General features: G+C 62.5%; 23 protein-coding genes. 16 read left to right on the top strand and 7 right to left on the bottom strand.

The annotated features are described in order from the left end of the window. Positions 1-65: 65 nt before the first annotated feature. On the bottom strand, positions 66-2546 hold the full coding sequence (locus tag ABTV87_RS06305; RefSeq protein WP_433899139.1) for a beta-agarase: 2481 nt from the start codon (positions 2544-2546) through the stop codon (positions 66-68). 95 nt (positions 2547-2641) lie between these two features. Next, a complete protein-coding gene (gene dinG, locus ABTV87_RS06300) occupies positions 2642-4786 on the bottom strand; it encodes an ATP-dependent DNA helicase DinG (RefSeq protein WP_007952008.1) in 2145 nt (714 codons plus the stop codon). Between the two features lie 99 nt (positions 4787-4885). On the opposite strand from dinG, the gene ABTV87_RS06295 reads away from it, so the two are divergent. Then, positions 4886-5350, top strand: coding sequence for a CopD family protein (locus tag ABTV87_RS06295; RefSeq protein ID WP_433899138.1), 465 nt, complete (start codon positions 4886-4888; stop codon positions 5348-5350). 139 nt (positions 5351-5489) lie between these two features. Here ABTV87_RS06295 and ABTV87_RS06290 read toward each other — a convergent pair whose 3' ends face one another. The 4 genes from ABTV87_RS06290 to ABTV87_RS06275 form a co-directional block, all read right to left on the bottom strand. After that, the gene (locus ABTV87_RS06290; RefSeq protein ID WP_007952004.1) at positions 5490-6248 is read right to left on the bottom strand and encodes a hypothetical protein; all 759 of its coding nucleotides are present in this window, start codon (positions 6246-6248) and stop codon (positions 5490-5492) included. Beyond that, complete coding sequence (locus tag ABTV87_RS06285) at positions 6241-6519, bottom strand: DUF1145 domain-containing protein (protein ID WP_039771353.1); 279 nt, start codon at positions 6517-6519, stop codon at positions 6241-6243. The genes ABTV87_RS06290 and ABTV87_RS06285 overlap by 8 nt, the downstream gene beginning before the upstream one ends. A gap of 162 nt (positions 6520-6681) precedes the next feature. Further along, positions 6682-7404, bottom strand: a complete 723-nt coding sequence (locus ABTV87_RS06280) for an OmpA family protein (RefSeq protein WP_007952001.1) — start codon at positions 7402-7404, stop codon at positions 6682-6684. 89 nt (positions 7405-7493) lie between these two features. After that, positions 7494-8189 (bottom strand): OmpA family protein, encoded by a 696-nt coding sequence (locus ABTV87_RS06275; protein WP_007951999.1) that lies wholly within the window; start codon positions 8187-8189, stop codon positions 7494-7496. Positions 8190-8388: 199 nt separating this feature from the next. On the opposite strand from ABTV87_RS06275, the gene ABTV87_RS06270 reads away from it, so the two are divergent. Genes ABTV87_RS06270 through ABTV87_RS06255 form a run of 4 tightly spaced genes read left to right on the top strand, consistent with a single transcriptional unit; the run spans position 8389 to position 10096 of the window. After that, the gene (locus tag ABTV87_RS06270; protein ID WP_011332778.1) at positions 8389-8886 is read left to right on the top strand and encodes a DUF6231 family protein; all 498 of its coding nucleotides are present in this window, start codon (positions 8389-8391) and stop codon (positions 8884-8886) included. A 4-nt stretch (positions 8887-8890) separates the two neighbouring features. Further along, entirely contained in the window at positions 8891-9367 is a 477-nt protein-coding gene (locus tag ABTV87_RS06265; protein ID WP_433899137.1) for a YchJ family protein, read from the top strand. A gap of 31 nt (positions 9368-9398) precedes the next feature. Beyond that, positions 9399-9884 carry an LEA type 2 family protein gene (locus ABTV87_RS06260; protein WP_007955016.1) on the top strand — a complete coding sequence of 162 codons (486 nt, stop codon included), beginning with the start codon at positions 9399-9401 and terminating at the stop codon, positions 9882-9884. Positions 9885-9889: 5 nt separating this feature from the next. Continuing rightward, on the top strand, positions 9890-10096 hold the full coding sequence (locus ABTV87_RS06255; RefSeq protein ID WP_007955014.1) for an SEC-C metal-binding domain-containing protein: 207 nt from the start codon (positions 9890-9892) through the stop codon (positions 10094-10096). A 148-nt stretch (positions 10097-10244) separates the two neighbouring features. Here the strand turns inward: ABTV87_RS06255 and ABTV87_RS06250 are convergent, their stop codons facing one another. After that, positions 10245-10802 carry a cysteine hydrolase family protein gene (locus ABTV87_RS06250; protein WP_433899136.1) on the bottom strand — a complete coding sequence of 186 codons (558 nt, stop codon included), beginning with the start codon at positions 10800-10802 and terminating at the stop codon, positions 10245-10247. Positions 10803-10949: 147 nt separating this feature from the next. Here ABTV87_RS06250 and ABTV87_RS06245 point away from each other — a divergent pair, with 147 nt between their 5' ends. The 11 genes from ABTV87_RS06245 (at position 10950) to pdeM (ending at position 24908) form a co-directional block, all read left to right on the top strand. After that, complete coding sequence (locus ABTV87_RS06245) at positions 10950-11594, top strand: glutathione binding-like protein (protein ID WP_433899135.1); 645 nt, start codon at positions 10950-10952, stop codon at positions 11592-11594. A gap of 213 nt (positions 11595-11807) precedes the next feature. Beyond that, a complete protein-coding gene (locus ABTV87_RS06240) occupies positions 11808-14258 on the top strand; it encodes a penicillin acylase family protein (protein WP_433899134.1) in 2451 nt (816 codons plus the stop codon). 207 nt (positions 14259-14465) lie between these two features. Further along, the gene (locus tag ABTV87_RS06235) at positions 14466-15500 is read left to right on the top strand and encodes a ligase-associated DNA damage response exonuclease (protein WP_085605341.1); all 1035 of its coding nucleotides are present in this window, start codon (positions 14466-14468) and stop codon (positions 15498-15500) included. After that, on the top strand, positions 15497-17185 hold the full coding sequence (locus tag ABTV87_RS06230) for an ATP-dependent DNA ligase (protein ID WP_433899133.1): 1689 nt from the start codon (positions 15497-15499) through the stop codon (positions 17183-17185). The genes ABTV87_RS06235 and ABTV87_RS06230 overlap by 4 nt, the downstream gene beginning before the upstream one ends. Before the next feature lie 337 nt (positions 17186-17522). Next, complete coding sequence (locus ABTV87_RS06225; protein ID WP_011332769.1) at positions 17523-18305, top strand: transporter substrate-binding domain-containing protein; 783 nt, start codon at positions 17523-17525, stop codon at positions 18303-18305. Between the two features lie 56 nt (positions 18306-18361). After that, positions 18362-19090 carry an ABC transporter permease gene (locus ABTV87_RS06220; protein ID WP_007955000.1) on the top strand — a complete coding sequence of 243 codons (729 nt, stop codon included), beginning with the start codon at positions 18362-18364 and terminating at the stop codon, positions 19088-19090. Next, positions 19087-19797 carry an ABC transporter permease gene (locus tag ABTV87_RS06215; protein WP_007954996.1) on the top strand — a complete coding sequence of 237 codons (711 nt, stop codon included), beginning with the start codon at positions 19087-19089 and terminating at the stop codon, positions 19795-19797. Before ABTV87_RS06220 ends, ABTV87_RS06215 begins: the two co-directional genes overlap by 4 nt. Before the next feature lie 12 nt (positions 19798-19809). Further along, positions 19810-20928, top strand: coding sequence for a succinylglutamate desuccinylase/aspartoacylase family protein (locus tag ABTV87_RS06210; RefSeq protein WP_085605335.1), 1119 nt, complete (start codon positions 19810-19812; stop codon positions 20926-20928). A 13-nt stretch (positions 20929-20941) separates the two neighbouring features. Then, complete coding sequence (locus tag ABTV87_RS06205; RefSeq protein WP_007954993.1) at positions 20942-21706, top strand: ABC transporter ATP-binding protein; 765 nt, start codon at positions 20942-20944, stop codon at positions 21704-21706. A gap of 59 nt (positions 21707-21765) precedes the next feature. Continuing rightward, positions 21766-24252 carry a ligase-associated DNA damage response DEXH box helicase gene (locus ABTV87_RS06200; RefSeq protein WP_433899132.1) on the top strand — a complete coding sequence of 829 codons (2487 nt, stop codon included), beginning with the start codon at positions 21766-21768 and terminating at the stop codon, positions 24250-24252. Beyond that, complete coding sequence (pdeM, locus tag ABTV87_RS06195; protein WP_433899131.1) at positions 24252-24908, top strand: ligase-associated DNA damage response endonuclease PdeM; 657 nt, start codon at positions 24252-24254, stop codon at positions 24906-24908. The genes ABTV87_RS06200 and pdeM overlap by 1 nt, the downstream gene beginning before the upstream one ends. The last annotated feature ends 2 nt before the right edge of the window (positions 24909-24910 follow it).

Genomic DNA, 24910 nt, shown 5'->3' with positions numbered 1-24910 from the left:
TTGTTCCAGCCCGTGAGGGTTTTGGGAACCGCTGCGGGCCGGGCGGTCTTCAGGTTTCGTAACGATCAGTGACCGTTGCCCGAATGCCCGCCGGTGTGGCCAGCCCCCTGCCCCGGGCCTTTGCCGGCGTCTGCCTTGCGGCCGCCTTCGGCTTCGTGGCCGGTCTTGTCCGCTGCGGCAGCCGCTTTCTGCGCCTCTTTGTTCAACTGATCGACGGTCGCCAGGTTGCTCTTGCGCACGGCTTCGACAAAACCCTGGAACGGCAGATCGGTGACACCGACCAGACCAAAGTGACCGTTCTCGCCATCGAGCAGGCGCCCGGTCACCGGTTGGTCCAGATACTGGAACCAGTGCACGCCGACAATCGACGGCTCGCTCAGCGCCTGCTTGAGGAAGTTGGCATAGGCCGGGCCGCGGTCTTCTTCCTTGCTCAACGGAGTCACGCCGCCCCAGAACGGGCCACGGTCGGTGGAGCCGAAGTTGAATTCGGTGATCAGCACCGGTTTGTCGAGGTTGCGCAGCGCGGCGAAGTCATAACCGTCCTGCGGTTGCAGGGTGTACATGTTGAAGCTCAGCACGTCGCAATACTGGGCGCAGGACGCCACGGCTTCCGGGGTGCTGGTGGCGAAACGGCCACCAAGCAGCAACTGGTTCGGCGCGTGCCATTTCAGCGAGTCGGAAATGGTCTTGAAGTAGGTGTCGGCGAACACCTTCTGGAAGTATTTGAAGTCGGCCTCGATTTCCGGATGCTCCGGATTCGGCAGCGGCGCCTCGAAACCCGGGTCTTCCATCAATTCCCACGCCGGCAGATCAATGCCCCAGGCCTTCGACAGCCCCGCCTGATTGCGGTACTTGTCGCGCAACTGCTTGAGGAACGCGCGTTTGGCCGGAACGTCGGTGGTCATTTTCAAGGTGCCGTAGGCCAGCGCGTAACGGGATTTCGGATCATCACCAGGCCCGGCCCAGGCCAGCTCGTTGTCGGCGAAGTAGCCGATCAGCCACGGATCATCGCGATGATCGCGGGCGGCAATCGCCACGGCGCGCTCGGTGGCCATGGCGAAGCGCGGATCGAACGGGTCAGGCATGCCGCCCCACCAATCGGTGCCGGTGCTGATGCTGGCGTAATCGCCGACGATCGACAGCGGCAAGGTGTACGGCATGCGCTCGGCGTTACCGAGGACGGGGGCGCTCCAGTTACCGACCGTGTTGAAGCCCCAGGCTTGCAGGCGATCAAGGGTGTGGCTGGCCCACTTTTGCTCGTCGACCGTGTTCGTGCACGGCGTCGCAACGCTTTGCCCGCTGGTGGCTGCCGACTCGGCGACCCCGGCTTTCGGCTGTTCGGAGGCGGCTACCGGTGCACTGGCGTTGGTCGCGGCTTCTTCTGCGGCGCCAGCCTTGGCGGCTTCGGCCACTCCGGCCTTGTTGCCGCTGTCCGGAATGCATGGCTCGCCATACAGACGCTGAAGGTTGGCGCCGTAGAAGTCGTACCAGCGACCGAAGTTGTAGCCACGACCCTGATCGACACCGTTGCCGCCACGGTTGTCGCCTTCGCCGAAATGGCTGGCCAGCGGCTCTCCCGGTTTTGGCAGGAATTCGAACATGTACTCGCGGCCGGCCACGTAGGTCTGGTTGACCTCCGGGCTGACGGTGTTCACACCAAGGGAATAAAACGGATGGCCCTCGGGCGTCACCAGATACCAGCGGCCGTCACGTTTTTCGGTGCGGAAGAAACCGCTGGCCTTGAACGCCGGGCCTTTGCTCCAGCCACCGAACTTGTCCAGCGAGGACTTTTCGCGCTCGGCCAGCCAGGTGTTCAGTTGTTGCTGTTCTTTGGCGGCGGCGGATTTCAGTTGTTCGTCATTGGCGACTTTTTCCGGCCACTTGCCGCGAGTCGACTGGCCATAGGCATCCACCAGATTGCCGTAGGCGGATTTGATCACCTCGCCTTCGTCCTGCACGCCAAAGCGCTCGAGCAACAGACTTTGCGCGGCTTTCGGCTGATCCATCGACAGGCTGACCGACACCACCTGGCTGCGATCCAGCTCACCGCTGCTGCTCGCCAGCAGGATGCGCTGCCCGTCGATCGTCATCGGCATACCCGGCCCGGCTTTCATGCCCTGGCTGAGTGGCGAGGTCGCGGTCAACGGCACGAGCAAGGTCTGCGCCGGGCCGGCCGGCAGGTCGACGCGGCTGACCAGGGTCTTGCCGTCGTTGCTCTGGATTTGTACGTAGACGGTCACGGCCCAGTTCATCGCGCTCTGGATACGCAGGCTCATCATGCCGGACTGCGACCAGTCCCAGGCACCGGTCTGCGGGGACAGACGCAAGGTCGGGCGGGCCGTCGGGTTGAACGTCACCCGGCGCAGCACTTCGCCTTCGGGGGTCTGCTCGGCGTTGGCTTGCGGCAGGTCGGCGTTTTCGGTCGCCACTTTCACCACATCGGCGGGGCGGACAAAGTTGAACAAGGTCTGCTGGCCGGCAGGTGCCGCCAGCAAGGGGCCAGCGAAAACCAGGGCAAAAATGGCAGGCAACGAACGACGAATCATGAGAACGGATTTCTCCCTAACGACCCACGAGGGCCAATGGAAAAGCGATAGCAGAGAGATAGACAGCGCGGCGGGCAAAACTGCCCACCGATGTCTCAGGATATTTCACGACGGAAAGGAGGCAACGCATTGAGGATCGCCTTGCCGTAGCGCTGGGTGACCAGCCGCCGATCCAGCAAGGTGATGGTGCCGCGGTCTTCTTCGGTGCGCAGCAGACGGCCACAGGCCTGGACCAGCTTCAGCGAGGCATCGGGCACCGAGATTTCCATGAACGGATTGCCGCCCCGGGCCTCGATCCATTCCGACAGTGCGGCTTCGACCGGATCGTCCGGCACCGAGAACGGGATCTTGGCGATCACCACGTGCTCGCAGTAGGCGCCCGGCAAGTCCACGCCTTCAGCAAAACTGGCGAGGCCGAACAGCACGCTGGAATCGCCGCCATCGACCCGCGCCTTGTGCTTGTTCAGGGTTTCCTGTTTCGACAGGTTGCCTTGAATGAACACTTGTTTGCGCCAGTCGCGGTCGAGGCCGTCGAACACGTCCTGCATCTGTTTGCGTGACGAAAACAGCACCAGACTGCCGCGCGAGCCTTCGACCAGTTCCGGCAGGTCGCGGATGATCGCGGCGGTGTGGGCGGCGGCATCGCGCGGGTCGGCCTTCAGGTCCGGCACCCGCAACACACCGGCATCGGCGTGATGGAACGGGCTCGGCACCACAGCGGTGACGGCTTTTTTCGGCAGGCCGGCACGCATGCGGAAACGGTCGAACGTGCCGAGGGCGGTCAAGGTCGCCGAAGTCACCAGACAGCCGTAGGCCACGTTCCACAGGCTGCGGCGCAGGGTTTCGGCGGCGAGGATCGGGCTGGCGTTGACCTCGATGTCGAACAGCGAACCGCTTTCGGCCAGGGTCAGCCAGCGGGCCATCGGCGGGTTGTCTTCCGGGTCTTCGGCGGTGAACGCGGTCCACAGCTCCCAGTTGCCGGAAGCACGGGACAACAGGCTGCCGAACAGTGGATACCATTCTTCGGCCTGGTTGCTGGCGATGCCGATGTTGACCTCGCCGTCCATGCCTTCCTTGAGCAGATCGGTCAGGCGGGTGAACAGGTCATTGAGGCGGGCGAAGCCTTTTTTCAGCTCGATGCCCATCTCACGCATGTGCTCGGGAATCACCCCGCCGATGAAGCGATGACGCGGACGCTCGCGGCCTTCGACGTCTTCACCGGGTTTGAAATCGGCGATCTGTTCGCAGGCGGTGAACATGAACTGCTGCTGGGTCTTGATCTCCCGCGCCAGCTCCGGCACCTGCTCGATCAGCTTGCCGAGATCGCCCGGCAACGGGTGCTGGGCCAGCAGCTTGGTGAGGTTCTTGGCGGTGGTTTCCAGCCAGTCGGCGGTGGAACGCAGGCGCGTGTAGTGAGCAAAGTGGCCGATGGCCTTGTCCGGCAGGTGATGGCCTTCGTCGAACACATAAATGGTGTCGCGCGGATCGGGCAAGACTGCCCCGCCGCCCAGCGCCAGATCGGCCAGCACCATGTCGTGGTTGGTGACGATCACGTCGACCTTGCCCATGCCTTCGCGGGCCTTATAGAAGGCGCACTGGCCGAAGTTCGGGCAATGACGGTTGGTGCACTGGCTATGATCGGTGGTCAGGCGCGCCCAGTCGGCGTCTTCCAGCGCGTTGGGCCAGCTGTCACGGTCGCCGTCCCATTTATTGCCGGCGAGCTTCTCGATCATGCTGGTGAACAGCTTCTGGCTGGCCTCATCGACCTCGATCTTGAAGCCTTCTTCTTCGAACAGCTGCGCGGTGGCGGTCTGCGCATGGCCTTCCTGCAACAGCATGTCGAGCTTGGAAAGGCACATGTAGCGGCCACGGCCCTTGGCCAGGGCGAAGCTGAAGTTCAGCCCGCTGTTGCGCATCAGGTCGGGCAAATCCTTGTAGACGATCTGCTCTTGCAGGGCGACGGTGGCGGTGGCGATCACCAGGCGTTTGCCGGCCAGTTTGGCCGTCGGGATCGCCGCCAGGCTGTAGGCCACGGTCTTGCCGGTACCGGTGCCGGCTTCCACCGCGACAATCGCGGGGTCGCCACTGCGCCGGCCTTCGTCGTCGGTGTCGATATCACCGAGGACTTTGGCGACTTCAGCGATCATCAGGCGCTGGCCGTAACGCGGTTTGAGGCTCTTGGCCTCTAGAAAACGCGAGTAGGCGCCCTGGATCGTGGTTTTGAGTTCAGTGCTGATCATTGAGTGTCGGGCGCAAAAAACGCTGGATAAATTTTCAGTGGTTCGGTTCGGCGGCTATCATACCCCGCGAATCGATCCCGCGCAGAACGGAGTACCCCAATGACACCTTTTAGCCTCGTTTACCCCATCCATGTACTGGCCGCGCTGGTGTGGGTCGGCGGCATGTTTTTCGCCTGGATGGTGCTGCGCCCTGCGGCCATGAAGGCACTGGACGGCCCCGGGCGCCTGACGCTCTGGGTGGAAGTGTTTCAAGGTTTTTTTCGCTGGGTATGGGGGGCGGTGATTCTGCTGCCGGTCACCGGGGTGGGCATGTTGCATCTGCAACACATCGCCTTCGACAACGCGCCGCGTTATGTGCAGGTGATGATGGGGTTGTATGTGGTGATGACCGCGCTGTTCATCCGGATTCAGGCGTTGATGCTGCCGGAATTGCGCTCGGCGGTGCAGGCGAAGGACTGGCAGGCGGGTGCGGCAGTGCTGGGGCGGATTCGCAAGGTGGTGGGGTTTAATCTGCTGGTCGGGGTGGTGCTGGTGGCGGTGGCCGCTGCGCGACCCTCGTTCTGACGAGCGCGTTTTGCCTGATCGTTCCCACGCTCTGCGTGGGAATGCAGCCCGTGACGCTCCGCGTCACTGGACGCAGAGCGTCCCTTGAGGCATTCCCACGCGGAGCGTGGGAACGATCAACGAAGGTGAGAGCAATCGGTTACAAGCGCTGTACAGTGACAGACCCCGCCGCACCCGCAGGCCCCGGCTGCCCGTCGGCCCCCGGCTTGCCGCTCTTGCCGCCATCGGCGCGATAGACCAGGCAGCCCTTGGACTTGCCACCCGCCCCCGGCTTGCCGCCAGGACCGGCCGGGCCACCGGCACCGCCGGCGACTTCGACCTTGATCAGCTCGGCCGGAAACTCGCGCGGCACTTCAAGACGCACCAGTGCGCCCGGTGCACCCGGCTGACCGTCGCTGCCGTTGCTGCCATCAAAACCGTGTCCCGCCTGACCCCAGGTGCAACCCGGCTCCTGACCGTTGGCGCCATCGAGCCCGACAAAACCCGGCGCACCGGTGCCGCCACGGGCATCGACCACCAGTTTCGGCGCATTCAACGCCTTGAATTGCAGATTCAGATTGCGCCCGGCGCGGGCGGCTTTTTCGTACGTGCCCGGTGCGCCACGGGCGGTAATCTGGCTGCCTTCGGCAAGTTGAGCGCGGATGACTTTCATCTCCAGCGCCTGTTCGCTCGGCACGATGGCAATGCGCGCTTCATGGCCCAGTTGCAATTCGCCGACACTCAGTTCGGTCACGTTCGAAGGAATCAGCAAAGTGCCGTAATCGGCGACCACCAGTTTCTCCAGTTGCAGAGTGCTGGCGGTGTTCGGCAGACGCATCAGCGAGTTGGTTTCGACGCTGACCACCTGGGCGCAGGCCAGGGGACTGATGAATGCAGCGAGCAGGCAGAGTTTACGCATGGGAAGCCTCCGGAGCGGCCGGGGCCGGGATGGTTTGCAGGTGGAATACGCCGAACAACAGGATACGGCCACGATCACGCCAAGGGTGCGGACGCCCCTTGAGACTGCGGTTGCACAGCAGCACTTCGAGTACGTGGATCGCCAGCAGCAGACCGCCCGCCAGATTGACCAGCAGGTGCAGCGGATGAACAAACGGCACCAGCTGATTGGCCAGCACCACGCAGCAGAACAGCAGGGTCAACAATCGCCCCAGCCCACAGAACACCTTCATACGCTCCCCCGTGTTGCGAATTATTCTTTGGGCGCACAGTAACGGCTTCTGCAGGGGATAAGCCAGAGGGGAAAATGAAAAAAACCGGACCGCCGCCGGATGGCTGCCGGTTCGACGACGTTCATCGACCGACAGCTCTAGCCTGCGGACTACAGACTCATCCTAACGATTGATGTGCAGTTCCACCCGACGGTTCTGCGCACGCCCCTCGTCCGTGTTGTTATCGGCGACCGGTTCGCTTTCGCCGCGCCCTTCACTGGTGAGTTTGTTTGGCGCCAGGCCCTGGCTCAGCAAATACTCCGCCACGCTGCTGGCGCGACGTTCCGAAAGTGCCTGGTTGTAGGCATCCGAACCCTTGCTGTCGGTGTGGCCTATGACCTTGATGCTCACCACATCGGCATTGCGCAGTTTGTCCATCAGCGTGTCCAGCTGGCTTTTCGCGGCCGGTTTCAGATCGGACTTGTCGAAGTCGAACAGCACGTTGCCGGCATCGTTGAGGGTGATGACTTCGGTTTGCGGGGCCGGTTCGGCCGGTTTCTCGGTGACCGGGTATTGCGGCAGCGGACAGCCACGGTGGTCGACCGGGGTATTGGCCGGGGTATCGGGGCAACGGTCGCGGCGATCGAACACGCCGTCGTCGTCTTCATCGCCATCCTGGGCATAGCAGATCAATCCGCCGGTGAGGATCCCCAGCGCAGCGCCACCGCCGGCCCAGCCGCCACTTTCGAGCGCGCCGAGACCGCCGCCGACCAGTCCGCCAATAAGGCTGCAGATCGGCCAGGTACGTTGATTGAGGGGAGCGGTGCCATCGCTGTGGGTGGCGCAACCGGTCAACAGGCTGCCCAGCAGCAGAACCGGCAAGACGGACCTTGTAAGAACACTCATCGTTAAAGCTCCTGTGTCACCGGCCCATACCGGTTACACAGGAGTAAAGACCCGCATCCGCGACTGCACAAGCCGCGGATGCGAGGGGGCTAGCGGTTGATTTTGATTTCGGTACGACGGTTCAGCGCACGTCCGTCCGCAGTTTTGTTGTCTGCCACCGGCTGGCTTTCACCGGCACCGGTCACCGACACGAAGCTGCTTTGCGGTACACCGCTTTCGACCAGGTACTTGACCACCGAGTGCGCGCGGCGATCCGACAGTTTCTGGTTGTAGGCATCGCTGCCGACGCTGTCGGTGTGGCCGGTCACGGTCAGTTGTGCCGTGCTGGTTTCCTGTTTCAGGCGCGTGGCGACTTTATCCAGGACCAGTTTGTCGGCCGGGGTCAGCGTGGCCTTGTCGAACTGGAAGTGAACATCGCGGATGACAATGGTTTCTTCCTTGACCACTACAGCTTCTTCGACCACTGGCGCAGGGGCTGGTGGAGGGCAGCCGTCAGCATCGACCTGTACGCCTTTAGGCGTGCCCGGGCACTTGTCGCGACTGTCCGGCACACCATCGCCGTCTTCATCGCCATCACCGTGAACCCAGCAATAGGCTGCTGCCGTACCGCCGACGAGTAACGCGCCATACCCCGCCCATGCGGAGCTTTCGGTCGCACCGAGACCCGCACCGACGACACCACCGACTGCCGCACAGGTCGGCCAGTCGGTTTTCTGCAAACCTGCGCAACCAGTCAACACACTGGTTAGCAGAACCAAGGGTAATGCTGTCCGAACTATGCTCATCTAGTTTTCTCCTGAGGGATCGGCTTAGAACCGATTCAGGGAGTAAAGACCGGAGTTTTAATCTCCGCCAGCAATAGGCCATTGCTGTTTGTGCGCCTGTTCACGGGACTTCGACGAATTTGCCGCAAACCCGCGAGACAGAGATCTAGGCCTTGGCGTCCGGGCAGGCTAGTCTTGGCGCTCTGATTGAGGAGCTTCGATGAACGTCGCCATTTCTTCCCGCACGCCGCAGCAGGCATTGGCCGCCCTGCTCGACCGCTATGCCCCGGCACGTCTGCTGCTGATCGGCGCCAGCGAATTCCCGGCGCTGGCTGCCTTTAAGGAAGCGCACCCGGACACCTGCGTCGCGCACGCCGCGCCCGGTGCATTGCCGGCGGAACTGGCGGCCCGCCGTTTCGACCTGGCGCTGGTGGTCGATTGCCTGGAACATTTGCCCAAGCGCGACGGCCTGAATCTGTTGGGCGGGATCCGCAACCTCAACGCCAGCCGCATCGCCGTGCTGGCGGATCTGCCGGCCAGCGGCTGGCAGGAAACCGATTTTTACTCCCTGGCCCTGCAAGCCAGCGAACGCTTCGCCCGTGACGAGCAGGTGCTGACCCTGTTCACCTACGATCTGCTTGACTACAAACAAGTCCCCGACTGGCTCAACTCGCGGTTCTGGGCCAATCCGGAAAACTTCGGGAAATACTGGTGGTAATGCAATGAGTACAGCCATTTGCCCTTGCGGCAGCGGCAACCTGCTGGATGCCTGCTGCGGTCACTATCACGCCGGCCACCCGGCCCCATGCGCCGAAGCCCTGATGCGCTCGCGCTACAGCGCCTATGTGCTGGGTCTGATCGATTATCTGGTGGCCACGACCCTGCCCGCCCAGCAAGCGGGGCTGGATCGCCAGTCGATCAGCGACTGGAGCGCCCAGAGCACCTGGCTCGGCCTGGACGTGGATAGTTCGGAAGTGCTCGGCGGCCAGCCGGAACACGCGTTCGTCACGTTCACCGCGCGCTGGCATGACGGTCAGGGCGAGCACAGCCACCGCGAGCGCTCCTCGTTCGTGCAGAACACCGGGCGCTGGTACTTCATCGACCCGACCGTGCAACTGAAGCTGGGCCGCAACGACGCCTGCCCGTGCGCCAGCGGCCAGAAGTTCAAGAAATGCTGTGCGGGGTATTTCGGCAGCTGAAGCTAGACTGGGCAGCAAAGGGAGTTAAACCATGCTCGGTCATTGGCGCACATTCCAGGTCTTCTCACTGCTCGTGTTTCTGGGGCTCGGCGGCTGCGCGTCATGGTTTACCGACGACGCCCGCGACCCCGCCGTTCACCTGGTGAAAGTCGAAGTGGTGCGCGCCAAGTTGCTGGAACAGAAATTCATCCTGCACTTTCGCATCGACAACCCCAACGACAGCGACCTGACGGTGCGCGGCCTGGAATACCGCATACACCTGGCCGACATGTTGCTGGCCGAAGGCGAGCACGAACACTGGATCACGGTGAACCCCAAAAGCAGCGCGTTTTACAACGTGCCGATCCGTACCAACCTGTGGCCGAAGGTGAAAGAGGTGGTGAAAATGCTGAAAAACCCGCACCAGCAGATTCCCTACCGATTGGAAGGCGAGATGGAAACCGGTTTATTCATCGCTCACTACGTGCACCTGGCGCGCAATGGCGTGATAATCCCCGCCGATTTGATTACGGAGTGACCCCGATGACCCAGCAACCTCATGTCCATGGCCCAGACTGCAACCACGATCATGACCATCACCACCATGATCACGACCATGGCCATGTCCACGGCCCGAACTGCGGCCACGCTCACCAGGAACCGGTGCGCAACGCCCTGAAAGACGTTGGCCGCAACGACCCTTGCCCATGCGGCAACGGCAAGAAATTCAAGAAGTGCCACGGCGCTTGATGTTTCAGGCAATTATCTTCTTCGCCTGAGATACCGCCTTCGCGAGCAAGCCCGCTCCCACATTCGACCGTATTCCTTCTGACGGAATGCAGGCAAATGTGGGAGCGGGCTTGCTCGCGAAGGGGCCTGCCCATTCACTGGAAGCTTTTCAGCCTGCCGCCAGAATGTGCTCGGTGCCGACCACCGTCGCATACTCCCCGTGCAAGTTCCCCAGCGACATCGCATGCACCTCTTGCGCCGAACGCAACGTGCCGAAATAGTCGGCCTTGTCGAAGGTAAAGCACGCATCCTCCGCCACCCACACGTCAAACCCCAGATTGCCTGCCGTGCGCGCCATGGACTCCACAGAGTTGTTCGTCGCCACGCCGACGATGACCAATTGCCCGATCCCCGCCTCACGCAACTTCGCCTCAAGGCCTGTCGCACAAAACGCATCCGGTACCTGTTTCTGGATCAGCCACTCGCCGTCCTGCGGCAAAAACCTTTCCTGAAAATCCACGCCTGACTGCTCGGGCCAGAACACTGATTCCGGCGAGCGCGACAGGTGCTGCACATGGATCACCGGCCGACCGCTGCGCCGCCAGAAGCCCAGCAAATCGAGAATCCGCTCTTCGGCCGACGGATTGTTCCGCCGCCCCAGACGCGGTTCCAGAATGCCTTTTTGCTGGTCGATGATGATCAGTGCAGCGCTGGCCTTGAGTTCCATGGCGATTTTTCTCACGCGGGGTCATTGAATTTCCCGTACTTGAGCATCACCTCCTGTAACTAAGCAAGCTATCGAACGCACACAGGACAACCTGAAGCCGGCGTTTGCTGTCCGCACGTAAGCCATTTTCCTGATTTGGAGCTTTCCATGATCGACCTGTATTACTGGACCACGCCCAACGGCCACAAGATTTCCCTGTTCCTCGAAGAAGCGGGCCTGCGCTACGACGTGCACCCGATCAACATCAGCCAGGGCGAGCAGTTCCAGCCGCACTTTCTGAAAATCGCACCGAACAACCGCATCCCGGCCATCGTCGATCATGAACCGGCTGACGGCGGCGAACCGTTGTCGCTGTTCGAATCCGGGGCGATCCTGCTGTACCTCGCGGAAAAGACCGGCAAGTTCCTGCCCAAGGATCTGCGTGGCCGCCAGGTGGCGCTGCAATGGCTGTTCTGGCAAATGGGCGGTCTGGGGCCGATGGCCGGGCAAAACCATCATTTCAGCCAGTTCGCCCCGGAAAAAATCCCCTACGCGATCAAACGCTACATCGATGAAACCGCACGCCTGTACGGGGTACTGGACAAGCAACTGGCCAACAACGAGTTCGTCGCCGGCAACGAATACAGCATCGCCGACATGGCGATCTACCCGTGGATCGTCTCGCACAAGTGGCAGAGCCAGAACCTGGAAGACTTCCCGAACGTGCAGCGCTGGTTCAACCACATCAAGGACCGCCCGGCGACCGTGAAGGCCTACGCGTTGGTGCAGAAGATCAATCCGCCGAAGTCCTGACCTGCCTTGATCGTTCCCATGTAGAGGCGTCGAACCGCCCGCGTGGAAATGGGCCGCGGAGCGACCCGGGCTGCATTCCCACGCAGAGCGTGGGAACGATCTACGTGAGCGGTAAGAAATAACCGCTCGCCCCGCTTGCGCGGCCCCCTCCTGCTCACTAACGTAGCGGCTTTATTGCGCCCCCAGCCTCTAAACCCCCGCAGGAGCTTTGCCATGGCCTCGCCAGCCCTTTCACATTTTCTTCCCCGGTTCGGCGTTGCCGCAGCAGTGGCCGGTGTTCTGAGCCTGACCGGTTGTCAGACCTGGAACGCCCAGGACACCCTCCCGCCGACCTCCGGTGTGCAGCCGCTCAAGGGCCTGGCGCAGAACGTTTCGGTGCGCCGCAATGCCATGGGCATGCCGCTGATCGAAAGCAACAGCTTCCACGACGCGTTATTCGCCCTCGGTTATGTGCACGCCAGCGACCGGATCAATCAGATGGTCACCCTGCGCCTGCTGGCCCAGGGCCGTCTGGCGGAAATGTCCGGTTCGTCGATGCTCGACGCCGACCGCTACATGCGCGCCGTCAATCTGAAGAAAAGCGCCGGCGAGCTGTACAAGGCTTCGTCGCCACGGCTCAAGCGCTTCTTCGAGGTCTATGCCCGGGGCGTCAACGCCTACCTGTTCCGCTACGCCGACAAACTGCCGGGGGATCTGGCTTCCAGCGGCTACAAGCCTGAATACTGGAAACCGGAAGATTCGGCGCTGATCTTCTGCCTGCTGAACTTCAGCCAGTCGGCCAACCTGCCGGAAGAAATCGCTTCGCTGGTGCTGGCGCAGACCGTGACCAACGACAAACTGGCGTGGCTGACCCCGTCCGCTCCCGACGAAAACCTGCCGCTGGCCGAAGCCGACAAGCTGCAAGGCATCAAGCTCAACGGGCAGATTCCGGGGCTGACGGAGCTGAGCAACGCCAGCGAACAACTGGCCGCCATCAACCTGCTGGGCACTCAGTCATCGAACAACTGGGCCATCGCCCCGCAACGCAGCCGCAGCGGCAAGAGCCTGCTGGCCAGCGACAGCCATGGCCCGCTGGCTGCGCCGTCGCTGTGGAGTTTCGTGCAGATCCGCGCTCCGAAATACCAGGCCGCCGGCGTGACCGTGGCCGGTCTGCCGATGGTGCTCGGCGGTTTCAACGGCAAGGTGGCGTGGAGCCTGACCAGCGTGCTCGGCGATAACCAGGACCTGTTCCTGGAAAAAATCCGTCGTCAGGGCAGCACGTTGTCCTACGAGGTCAACGGCAAGTGGCAACCGGTTGCGGTGCGCAACGAAACCTACTTCGTCAAAGGCCAACGGCCGATTCGCGAAGCGGTGTACGAAACCCGCCATGGCGCGCTGCTCAACAGCACCCAGGCTGCCGCTCAGGGCGCGGGTTTTGGCCTGGCCTTGCAGACGCCGAGCTTCACCGACGACAAATCCCTCGATGCGTTTTTCGATCTGAGCCGCGCGCAGAACGTTGAGCGCGCCTCCGACGCCAGCCGGGAAATCCGCGCCATCGCGCTGAATCTGGTGTTTGCCGACGCCAGCAACATTGGCTGGCAAGTTACCGGGCGGTTCCCGAACCGCCGTGAAGGTGAAGGTCTGCTGCCGTCGCCGGGCTGGGAAGGTCGCTATGACTGGGACGGTTACGCCGACCCGATGCTGCACCCGTACGATCAGGACCCGGCCCAAGGCTGGCTCGGCACCGCCAACCAGCGGGTCATCCCCCATGGCTACGGCATGCAACTGTCCAATTCCTGGGCAGCGCCGGAGCGTGGCGAGCGTCTGGCTGAGCTGGCTGGCAGCGGCAAACACGACGGTCGCAGCGTGATCGCCATGCAGTACGACCAGACCACTACCTTCGCCGCCAAATTGAAGAAAATGTTTGAAGCGCCGGGCATGGTGCAGCCGCTGAAACAGGCGATCGACGCACTGCCGGAAGCCGAGCGCAGCAAGGCCCGCGAGGCCTATACCCGCTTGATGGCGTTCGACGGCAAGCTCAGCCCGACTTCCGCCGATGCGGCGATCTACGAACTGTTCCTGCAGGAAAGCATGAAGCAGATCTTCCTCGACGAGCTCGGCCCGCAAGGCAGCCCGGCGTGGAAAGCGTTTATCGCCAATGGCGATCTGTCCTACGCTGCCCAGGCCGATCACTTGCTGGGCCGCGAAGACAGCCCGTTCTGGGACGACGCCCGCACCCCGCAAAAAGAAGACAAACCGACGATCCTCGCCCGCAGTCTGGCGGCAGCGATCAGCGCCGGCGACAGCCAATTGGGCGGCGACCGCCGGGCTTGGCAGTGGGGCAAACTGCACCGCTACGAGTGGAAGAATGCCAACGGCCAGACCGTTCGCGGCCCGATCGCGGCGGGCGGTGACCACACCACGCTCAACACCGCAGCGTTTGCCTGGGGTCAGGACTTCAACACCACCCGTGCGCCGTCGATGCGCTTCATTGTCGATTTCGGTCAGAGCGAGCCGTTGATGGGACAGAACGGGACGGGGCAATCCGGGAACCCGGCGAGCCCGAACTACCTGAACGGCATCGACCCGTGGCTCAAGGGCCAGTACATCGGCCTGCCGATGCAGCCGCAGAACTTTGACCGGGTGTATGGCAAGACACGGTTGACGCTTACCCCCGGCAAGTAATCCCCCATGATCGTTCCCACGTCGAGGCGTCGAACCGTCCGCGTGGGAATGCAGCCCGTGACGCTCCGCGTCACTGGACGCAGAGCGTCCCTTGAGGCATTCCCACGCAGAGCGTGGGAACGATCATGCGACAGTTCAGAAAATCAATAGAACTTCTGACTTCGCGCCAACCTCATAGCTAACAAGTCCCTCCATTCCGGTAACGCCATGGACCTTGTTATCGCCCGCCCCGAAGGCCTCTACTGCCCCGCCGGGGATTTCTACATTGACCCGTGGCGGCCCGTCGAGCGCTCGGTGATCACCCATGCCCATGGCGATCATGCCCGTGGCGGCAACCAGCATTACCTGGCTGCCAGCGCCGGCGAAGGGATTCTGCGCGCGCGTCTGGGCGCGGACATCAACCTGCAAACCCTCGACTACGGCCAGCGCCTGACCCACCACGGCGTCACCTTAAGTTTTCATCCCGCCGGCCATGTGCTTGGCTCGGCTCAGGTGCGGCTGGAATATGGCGGCGAAGTCTGGGTCGCGTCCGGCGACTACAAGATCGAACCCGACGGCACCTGCGCGCCGTTCGAACCGGTGCGCTGCCACACCTTCATCACCGAATCGACCTTCGGCCTGCCGATCTACCGCTGGCAGCCGCAGGCGCAGGTGTTCGCCGAGATCAATCAGTGGTGGCAGGCCAACATCGAGGCCGGCAAGGCCAGCGTGCTGTTCTGCTATTCGTTCGGCAAGGCCCAGCGGATTCTCCACGGCATCGACGAAACCCTCGGGCCGATCCTCAGCCACGGAGCGGTCGAGCCACTGAACCGCGTGTACCGCGAGGCCGGCGTCTACCTGCCGCCAACCCTCTACGCCGGCGATGTGAAAAAGAACGACCCGATGATGCGCCAGGCGCTGGTCATCGCCCCGCCCTCGGCCGGCGGCAGCAGCTGGATGCGCCGTTTCGGCGATTACAGCGACAGCTTCGCCAGCGGCTGGATGCGCCTGCGCGGCACCCGCCGGCGGCGCGGGGTCGATCGCGGTTTCGTGCTTTCGGATCACGCCGACTGGCCCGGCCTGTTGTGGGCCATCGAACAGACCGGCGCCGAGCGGGTCATGGTCACCCACGGCTCGATTGGCGTGCTGGTGCGTCATCTGCGCGAAAAAGGGCTGGACGCACAAGGTTTCAACACCGAATACGGTGACGATGAAGAAGAGCTGTCCACCGCCACGCCCGCCGTTGCCGAGGTGCAACCATGAAAGACTTCGCCGGGTTGTACGCCGAACTCGACGCCACCACCTCCAGCAACGCCAAACTGGCGGCCATGCAAACCTACTTCGCCCAGGCGCAACCGCAGGATGCCGCGTGGGCGGTGTACTTTTTGTCCGGCGGGCGGCCTCGGCAACTGGTGCCGGTGCGGATCCTGCGAGAACTCGCGGTCGAGATGTCCGGGCTTTCGCCATGGCTGTTCGAGGAGAGCTATCAGGCGGTGGGCGATCTGGCGGAAACCATTTCGCTGGTGCTGCCGGAACACCCGCACACCTCCGAGGCCGGGCTCGCCGAATGGATCGAAGACAAACTGCTGCCACTGCGCGGTGAAACCCCGGAATACCTCGCCCACCAGTTGCCCGCGCTGTGGGCGCAACTGGATCGGCCGAGCCTGATGCTGTGCATCAAACTGATCACCGGCAGTTTCCGGGTCGGCGTCTCCAAACTGCTGGTGACCCGTGCCCTAGCTTCGATGGCCGGGCTGGACAGCAAACGCGTGGCGCAACGATTGGTGGGTTATACCGACCTGTCCAACCGGCCGACCGCTGCCAGTTACCTGAAACTGATCGCCCCCGAATCCAGCGACGAGCACGCCCAGCGTGGCGGCCAGCCCTACCCGTTTTTCCTCGCCCACGCCCTGGCGCAACCGGTGGAAACCTTCGACGCACTGCTCGGGCCGGCGAGTAGCTGGCAGGTGGAATGGAAGTGGGATGGCATCCGCGCGCAAGTGGTCAAGCGCGACGGAAAACTGTGGATCTGGTCCCGGGGCGAAGAACTGGTCACCGAACGTTTTCCCGAACTCGACACGCTGGTGCACGGTTTGCCCGACGGCACGGTGATCGATGGCGAGATTGTGGTGTGGAAAAACCAGCGCCCGGTCACCGAAGACGCGTTCGATCCGCAGTCGACAGAAGCGCCGGCGGTGCAACCCTTCGCACTGTTGCAACAACGGCTCGGCCGCAAGTCGCTGGACCGGAAAATCCTTGAAGACGCGCCGGTGGTGGTACTCGCCTACGACCTGCTCGAATGGCAGGGCGAAGACTGGCGCAACCAGCCCCAGGCCAAGCGTCGTGAGCAACTGGAGCAGGTCATCGCCCGCTGCAACAACCCGGTGCTGTTGCCTTCGCCGATCCTGACAGGTGACGACTGGTTCGACCTCGCCCGCCAGCGCGAAGCCTCCAGACGCTTGGGGGTCGAAGGCATGATGCTCAAGGCTCGGGACGCGATGTACGGCGTGGGCCGAACCAAGGACATGGGCGTGTGGTGGAAATGGAAGGTCGACCCGTTCAGCGTCGACGCGGTGCTGATCTACGCCCAGCGAGGGCATGGTCGCCGCGCCAGCCTCTACAGCGATTACACCTTTGCGGTGTGGGACGGCCCGCCCGGTTCCAGTGCGCGAGCGCTGGTGCCCTTCGCCAAGGCCTATTCCGGGCTGACCGATGCGGAAATGCGCGAAGTCGACAGCATCGTGCGCAAGACCACAGTCGAAAAATTCGGCCCGGTCAGCAGTGTGAAGCCGAGCCTGGTGTTCGAACTCGGTTTCGAAGGCATCGCCCTCTCCCGTCGACACAAAAGCGGCATCGCCGTGCGCTTCCCGCGCATGCTGCGCTGGCGCCAGGACAAAACCGTGGACGAGGCCGACAGCCTGGCGACCTTGCAAAACCTGTTGGTCTGATTCCCTTCCCCCGATACTCCCCCCTCACCCCGATCGTTCCCACGCTCCGCGTGGGAATGCCTCAATGGACGCTCTGCGTCCGCTTTGGGACGCGGAGCGTCCCGGGCTGCATTCCCACGCGGAGCGTGGGAACGATCAACCACGAACCAACCTGGTGCAGCATTTCCGGCGCGCCCGTTTTCGTGCGCTCACCGGCCCCGGCATGCACTTCCTACACCTTTTAAAACACTTGTTCGGGACTCTGGTTCGGAAATTGCTACTTTCTATAAGTCGTAAGCGCTCCAGTAACAATCATTCCGCGCCACAAGCGCTCATATTGGTTCTTAGGGATTGAATAATGAAAAAAGCATTGCTGACCCTTTCTGCACTGGCGTTGTGCATGGCCGCCGGCTCCGCGCTGGCCAAGGAATACAAAGAACTGCGGTTTGGCGTTGACCCTTCCTACGCACCGTTCGAGTCGAAAGCGGCAGACGGCAGCCTGGTTGGCTTCGACATCGATCTGGGCAACGCGATCTGCGCCGAGCTGAAGGTCAAGTGCAAATGGGTCGAAAGCGACTTCGACGGCATGATTCCGGGCCTCAAGGCCAATAAATTCGACGGCGTGATCTCGTCGATGACCGTTACCGAAGCCCGCGAAAAAGTCATCGACTTCTCCAGCGAGCTGTTCTCCGGCCCGACGGCCTACGTGTCGAAAAAAGGTTCGGGCATCACCGACGACGTCGCTTCCCTGAAAGGCAAAACCGTCGGCTACGAGCAAGGCACCATCCAGGAAGCCTATGCCAAAGCCGTGCTGGACAAGGCCGGTGTGAAAACCCAGGCCTATCAGAACCAGGACCAGGTGTATTCCGACCTGACCTCCGGCCGTCTCGATGCGGGCATTCAGGACATGTTGCAGGCCGAACTGGGCTTTCTGAAGTCGCCGCAGGGCGCCGATTATGAAGTCAGCAAGCCGGTCGACAACCACTTGCTGCCAGCCAAGACCGCTGTCGGTATTAAGAAAGGTAACACCGAGCTGAAAGCGCTTTTGGATAAAGGTATCAAAGCGTTACACGATGATGGCAAATACGCAGAGATTCAAAAGAAACACTTTGGCGATCTGAATCTGTACAGCGGCAAATAATGCCCCGGCGCCCATCCTCGATGGGCGCCTTTTTCATTCAGTCAGGTTGCTGATTTATGTTCGAAAACCTCTTACAAAATCTGGGGCTCTCCGCCTTCAGCCTCAAGGGTTTTGGCCCTTTGCTGTTGGAGGGCACCTGGATGACCATCAAATTGTCGGCGTTGTCGCTGCTGGTGGCCGTGTTGCTCGGCCTGCTCGGCGCCAGTGCCAAGCTGTCAAAAGTCAAACTGCTGCGCCTGCCCGCCCAGCTCTACACCACGCTGATTCGCGGAGTGCCGGACCTGGTGCTGATGCTGCTGATCTTCTACAGCCTGCAAACCTGGCTGACGACGCTCACCGACTACCTGGAATGGGAATACATCGAGATCGACCCGTTCAGCGCCGGGGTCCTGACCTTGGGCTTCATTTATGGCGCGTACTTCACTGAAACCTTTCGCGGGGCGATTCTCGCCGTGCCGCGCGGTCAGGTCGAAGCCGCCACCGCCTATGGCCTCAAGCGCGGCCAGCGCTTTCGTTTCGTGGTGTTCCCGCAAATGATGCGCTTCGCCCTGCCGGGCATCGGCAACAACTGGATGGTGATGCTCAAGGCCACCGCGCTGGTTTCGATCATCGGCCTGGCCGATCTGGTCAAGGCCGCGCAGGACGCCGGCAAGAGCACCTATCAACTGTTCTACTTCCTGGTTCTCGCCGCGTTGATCTACCTGCTGATCACCAGTGCCTCGAACATCATCCTGCGCTGGCTCGAACGCCGCTACGCCGCCGGTGCCCGGGAGGCCGTACGATGATCGAACTCCTGCAGGAATACTGGAAAGCCTTCCTTTATACCGACGGCCAGAACATCACCGGGCTGGCGATGACGATGTGGCTGCTCAGCGCCTCGATCTTCTTCGGTTTCCTCGTGTCGATACCGCTGTCGATCGCCCGGGTGTCGCCGCACTTCTACATTCGCTGGCCGGTGCAGTTCTACACCTACCTGTTCCGTGGCACGCCGCTCTATATCCAGTTGCTGATCTGCTACACCGGGATCTACAGCCTGGCCGCCGTGCGCGCGCAACCGGTGCTCGACAGTTTCTTTCGCGATGCGATGAACTGCACGATCCTGGCCTTCGCCCTCAACACCTGCGCCTACACCACGGAAATTTTCGCCGGGGCCATCCGCAGCATGAACCACGGCGAAGTCGAAGCGGCCAAGGCCTACGGCCTGACCGGCTGGAAGCTGTATGCCTACGTGATCATGCCGTCGGCGCTGCGCCGTTCGTTGCCGTACTACAGCAACGAAGTGATCCTGATGCTGCACTCGACCACCGTGGCTTTCACCGCGACCATCCCCGACATCCTGAAAGTCGCGCGGGACGCCAACTCGGCGACCTTCCTGACCTTCCAGTCGTTCGGCATCGCCGCGCTGATCTACCTGACCATCACCTTTGCGCTGGTCGGCCTGTTCCGCCTTGCCGAACGCCGATGGCTGGCCTTCCTCGGCCCGACCCACTAGGACCCTTTTGAGATGCGCCACCAGATACATGACCTGCTGGCCCCGCTGCCGGGGACCGCACGACAGATCCACAGTTTTCACTTCGGCCCGGACAAGGCCCAGGGCAAGATTTACATCCAGTCCTCGCTGCATGCCGACGAACTGCCCGGCATGCTCGTGGCCTGGCACCTCAAGCAGCGTCTGGCGGAGCTGGAAGCCGCCGGCCGCTTGCGCAGCGAAATCGTGCTGGTGCCGGTGGCCAACCCGGTCGGCCTCGAACAGGTGCTGATGGACGTGCCGCTGGGCCGCTACGAGCTGGAGAGCGGGCAGAACTTCAACCGCTGGTTCGTCGACCTCAGCGAAGAAATCGGCAACGAAATCGAAGCGCAACTGAGCGATGACCCGCAGCGCAACCTCGAACTGATCCGTTCCAGCCTGCGCAACGCCCTCGCCCGCCACACCGCCACGACTCAGCTGCAATCCCAGCGCCTGACCCTGCAACGGCTGGCCTGCGATGCGGACATGGTTTTGGACCTGCACTGCGATTTCGAATCCGTGGTTCACCTGTACACCACGCCCGAGGCGTGGCCGCAGGTCGAGCCGCTGGCGCGTTATATCGAATCCCAGGCGAGCCTGTTGGCCACCGACTCCGGCGGCCAGTCGTTCGACGAGTGCTTCACCCTGCTGTGGTGGCAATTGAAGGAGCGCTTCGGCGAACACTTCGAGATTCCGCTGGGCAGTTTCTCGGTCACCGTCGAATTGCGTGGCCAGGGAGATGTCACCCATCCGCTGGCCAGTCGCGATTGCCAGGCGCTGATCGATTACCTGATCCATTTCGGCGCCATCGTCGGTGAGCCCAAAGCCTTGCCGGCGCTGCCACATCCCGCCACACCGCTGGCCGGCGTGGAACCGGTAGCCACTCCCGTCGGCGGCCTGCTGGTCTACAGCGCCACACCCGGACAGTGGCTGGAAGCCGGGCAGAAAATCGCCGAAATCATCGACCCGATCAGCGACCGGGTCACACCAGTCCATTGCACCGCTTCCGGTCTGCTCTATGCCCGCTCGCTGCGGCGCATGGCCACCGCCGGTATGGTGATCGCCCACGTCGCGGGCGCCGAAGCCTATCGCAGCGGCTATCTACTTTCGCCTTGAGGATGCCTGTCCCATGTACAAATTGACCGTTGAAGGCCTGCACAAAAGCTATGGCGACCATCAGGTGCTCAAAGGCGTCTCGCTCAAGGCCAAGACCGGCGACGTGATCAGCCTGATCGGCGCCAGCGGCTCGGGCAAAAGCACCTTTTTGCGCTGCATCAACTTTCTCGAACAACCCAACGACGGCGCGATGAGCCTCGATGGCCAGGCGATCCGCATGGTCACCGACCGCCACGGCATGCACGTCGCCGACGCCGATGAACTGCAACGCCTGCGCACCCGGCTGGCGATGGTGTTCCAGCACTTCAACCTGTGGAGCCACATGACCGTGCTGGAAAACATCACCATGGCCCCGCGCCGGGTGCTGGGTTGCAGCAAACAGGAAGCCGACGACCGCGCCCGGCGTTATCTGGAAAAGGTCGGTCTGCCGGCACGAGTGGCGGATCAGTACCCGGCGTTTCTCTCCGGTGGTCAGCAGCAACGGGTGGCGATTGCCCGGGCATTGGCGATGGAGCCGGAAGTCATGCTGTTCGATGAACCGACTTCGGCGCTGGACCCGGAGCTGGTCGGCGAAGTGCTCAAGGTGATTCAGGGCCTGGCCGAAGAAGGCCGGACCATGATCATGGTCACCCATGAAATGAGCTTTGCGCGCAAGGTCTCGAGCCAGGTGCTGTTCCTGCATCAGGGGCTGGTGGAAGAAGAAGGCGCGCCCGAAGAAGTGCTGGGCAATCCGAAAAGCGAACGCCTGAAGCAATTCCTCAGCGGCAATCTCAAGTAAAACTATTGCCCGGCCGGCGCGGTCACTGAAGGAACACCTTCAGAGCACACGTCGCCGGCATGGGCACTTCCACCGACTTCGCCAAACACTGGTTCAGCGCCCGCGACTGGAAGCCGTTCGCCTTTCAGAAACAAGTGTGGGCGGCAGTCAAACGTGGCGAATCCGGCCTGCTGCACGCCAGCACCGGCGCCGGTAAAACCTACGCGGTGTGGTTTGCCGCGCTCAATCGCTTTGCCCGCTCCGGGCCTGTTGCTGCAACCACTCGCAAACGCCCACCACCCGCCGAACCGCTGACCGTCTTGTGGATCACGCCGATGCGGGCGCTGGCCGCCGACACTGCGCGCGCCCTGCAAACGCCGCTGGACGATCTGCAGATTCCCTGGAGCGTCGGCCTGCGCACCGGCGACACCGGCAGCAGCGAGCGAGCCCGCCAGAACCGACGCCTGCCGACCACGCTGATTACCACCCCGGAGAGCCTGACCCTGATGCTCGCCCGCGCGGACGCGCAAACGGCGCTGTCGACATTGCGCATGGTCGTGGTGGATGAGTGGCACGAATTGCTCGGCAACAAACGCGGCGTGCAACTGCAACTGGCCCTCGCCCGGCTACGGCGCTGGCAGCCGGGGCTGATCGTCTGGGGCGTTTCTGCGACGCTCGGCAATCAGTCCCACGCCGAACAGGTGCTGATCCCACAGGGCGGGGGCGTGAGTATTCAGGGGCAAAGCGAAAAGTCGCTCAAGGTCGACACCCTGCTCCCACCGGCGATCGAACGCTTTCCTTGGGCCGGGCACATCGGTCTGAAGATGTTGCCGCAGGTCGTTGCCGAACTGGACGTCTGCGCCAGCAGCCTGGTGTTCACCAACACCCGGGCGCAATCGGAAATCTGGTATCAGGCGTTGCTGGAAGCGCGACCGGACTGGGCCGGCCTGATCGCCCTGCACCACAGCTCGCTGTCCCGCGACACCCGCGACTGGGTCGAGCAAGCGCTGAAAAATGGCCAACTCAAAGCCGTGGTCTGCACTTCAAGTCTGGATCTGGGGGTGGATTTCCTGCCGGTGGAGCGGGTGCTGCAGATTGGCTCGGCCAAAGGCGTCGCGCGGCTGATGCAGCGCGCCGGGCGTTCGGGTCATGCGCCCGGTAGAACGTCGCGGGTGACCCTGGTGCCAACCCACAGCCTGGAGCTGATCGAAGCCGCAGCCGCCCGCGATGCCGTGGCGCAGCGGCGGATCGAACCTCGATTGTCACCGCACAAACCGCTGGATGTGCTGGTGCAGCATCTGGTCAGCATGGCCCTGGGCGGTGGTTTTGTTCCCGATGAGCTGTACGAAGAAGTGCGTGGTGCCTGGGCCTATCGTGACCTGACGCTCGCGGACTGGGCCTGGGCGCTGGCTTTCGTACGTCACGGCGGGATGTCGCTGACGGCGTACCCGGATTACCGCCGGGTCGAGCCGGATGAGCACGGGATCTGGCGCGTCCCCGATGCCCGCCTGGCGCGCCGCCATCGCATGAGCATCGGCACCATCGTCAGCGATGCCGCGATCCATTTGAAGTTCTGGAGCAAGGGCGGGGGCGGCAAACAACTGGGCAGCGTTGAAGAAGGCTTTATCGCCCGCCTCAAGCCCGGCGATGGCTTCCTGTTCGCCGGGCGCTTGCTGGAACTGGTGCGGGTGGAAAACATGACCGCCTACGTCAAACGCAGCACGGCGAAAAAAGCCGCCGTGCCGCGCTGGAATGGTGGACGCATGCCGCTCTCCAATGAATTGGCCGAAGCGGTGGTCACCCGATTCAGCGCGGTGGCACACGGCGAATTTGTCGGCCCGGAAATACAGGCGTTGCGACCATTGCTGGAAACGCAGATGCGCTGGTCGGGCCTGCCGACCGTCAACAATCTGCTGGCCGAAGTGCTGAAATCCCGCGAAGGCTGGCACCTTTTCCTCTACCCGTTTGCCGGACGTCAGGTGCATCTGGGGCTGGCCAGCCTGCTGGCGTGGCGGGTCAGCCAGCGCCTGCCTGTGACTTTCTCGATTGCGGTCAACGATTACGGACTGGAATTGCTCAGCGCTACGCCCGTTGACTGGTCTGTGCAACTGGATGATGCCCTGCTCAGCCCCGAGGATTTATTGAGGGATGTGCTGGCCAGCCTCAACGCGGGGGAGCTGGCGCTGCGGCGCTTTCGGGAAATCGCGCGGATTGCCGGACTGGTGTTTGCCGGTTACCCCGGCGCGCCGAAAAGCACCCGTCAGGTGCAGGCCTCCAGCGGGCTGTTCTTCGAAGTGTTCAAACAATACGACGCCGACAACCTGCTACTGGCGCAGGCCGGGGAAGAAGTACTACGAGAAGAACTGGATATTCGTCGACTGGAACAGACACTGGAGCGAATCAACCGGATGAAACTGAACCTGCACCTGATCAAACGTCCTACACCACTCGGCTTTCCATTGCTGGTGGAACGCATGCGCGAAAGCATGAGCTCGGAAAAACTCGCCGACCGGATCCGCCGAATGGTCGGCGATCTGGAGAAAACCGCTGACAAGGGCCAATCCTGATGAACACGCCCTACCCCGTGCGTCTGGCAGGCGAAGACCTCTGGTTGCTGCCGGAAAAGGCGCTGTACTGGCCGGCGCAACAGGCGCTGCTGATTGCCGATGTGCATTTCGGCAAGGCTGCCGCTTATCGGCGCCTGGGGCAGCCGGTGCCGCAGGGCACGACAGCGAGCAACATCGCCGTGATCGAGCAGTTGCTGGCGAAACTGCCGTGTCGGCAACTGATCTTTCTTGGGGACTTTCTGCACGGGCCGGGTTCGCATGCCCCGGGCACTTTGAGTGTTTTGGCTGAGTGGCGCTCACGCTATGCCGATCTGCCGATCACGCTGATTCGCGGTAATCACGATAAACGTGCCGGTGATCCGCCGCAGTCGCTGAACATTCGGGTGGTGCCGGAGCCGATGCTGCTGGGGCCCTTCGCGTTGCAGCACGAACCCGATCCGCACGCTGAACGCCACGTGCTTGCTGGCCACGTCCACCCGGTCTATCGGTTGAACGGCAAGGGACGTCAGCGTTTGCGTCTGGCGTGTTTCAGACTGGGAGAACGCATCAGCCTGCTGCCGGCGTTCGGGGCCTTCACCGGCGGTTATCCGGTGGAGAAGGAAGACAGCTGTCGGATCCTTGTCATCGGCGACAACGAAATATGGCCCGTCGGCTGAAG

It is taken from the genome of Pseudomonas sp. PSE1(2024) (assembly GCF_050990555.1).
GTDB classification, from domain to species: Bacteria; Pseudomonadota; Gammaproteobacteria; order Pseudomonadales; family Pseudomonadaceae; genus Aquipseudomonas; species Aquipseudomonas aphyarum.
The sequence above is the reverse complement of the archived record's forward strand: the minus strand, read 5'-3'. Positions and strand labels throughout refer to the sequence as shown.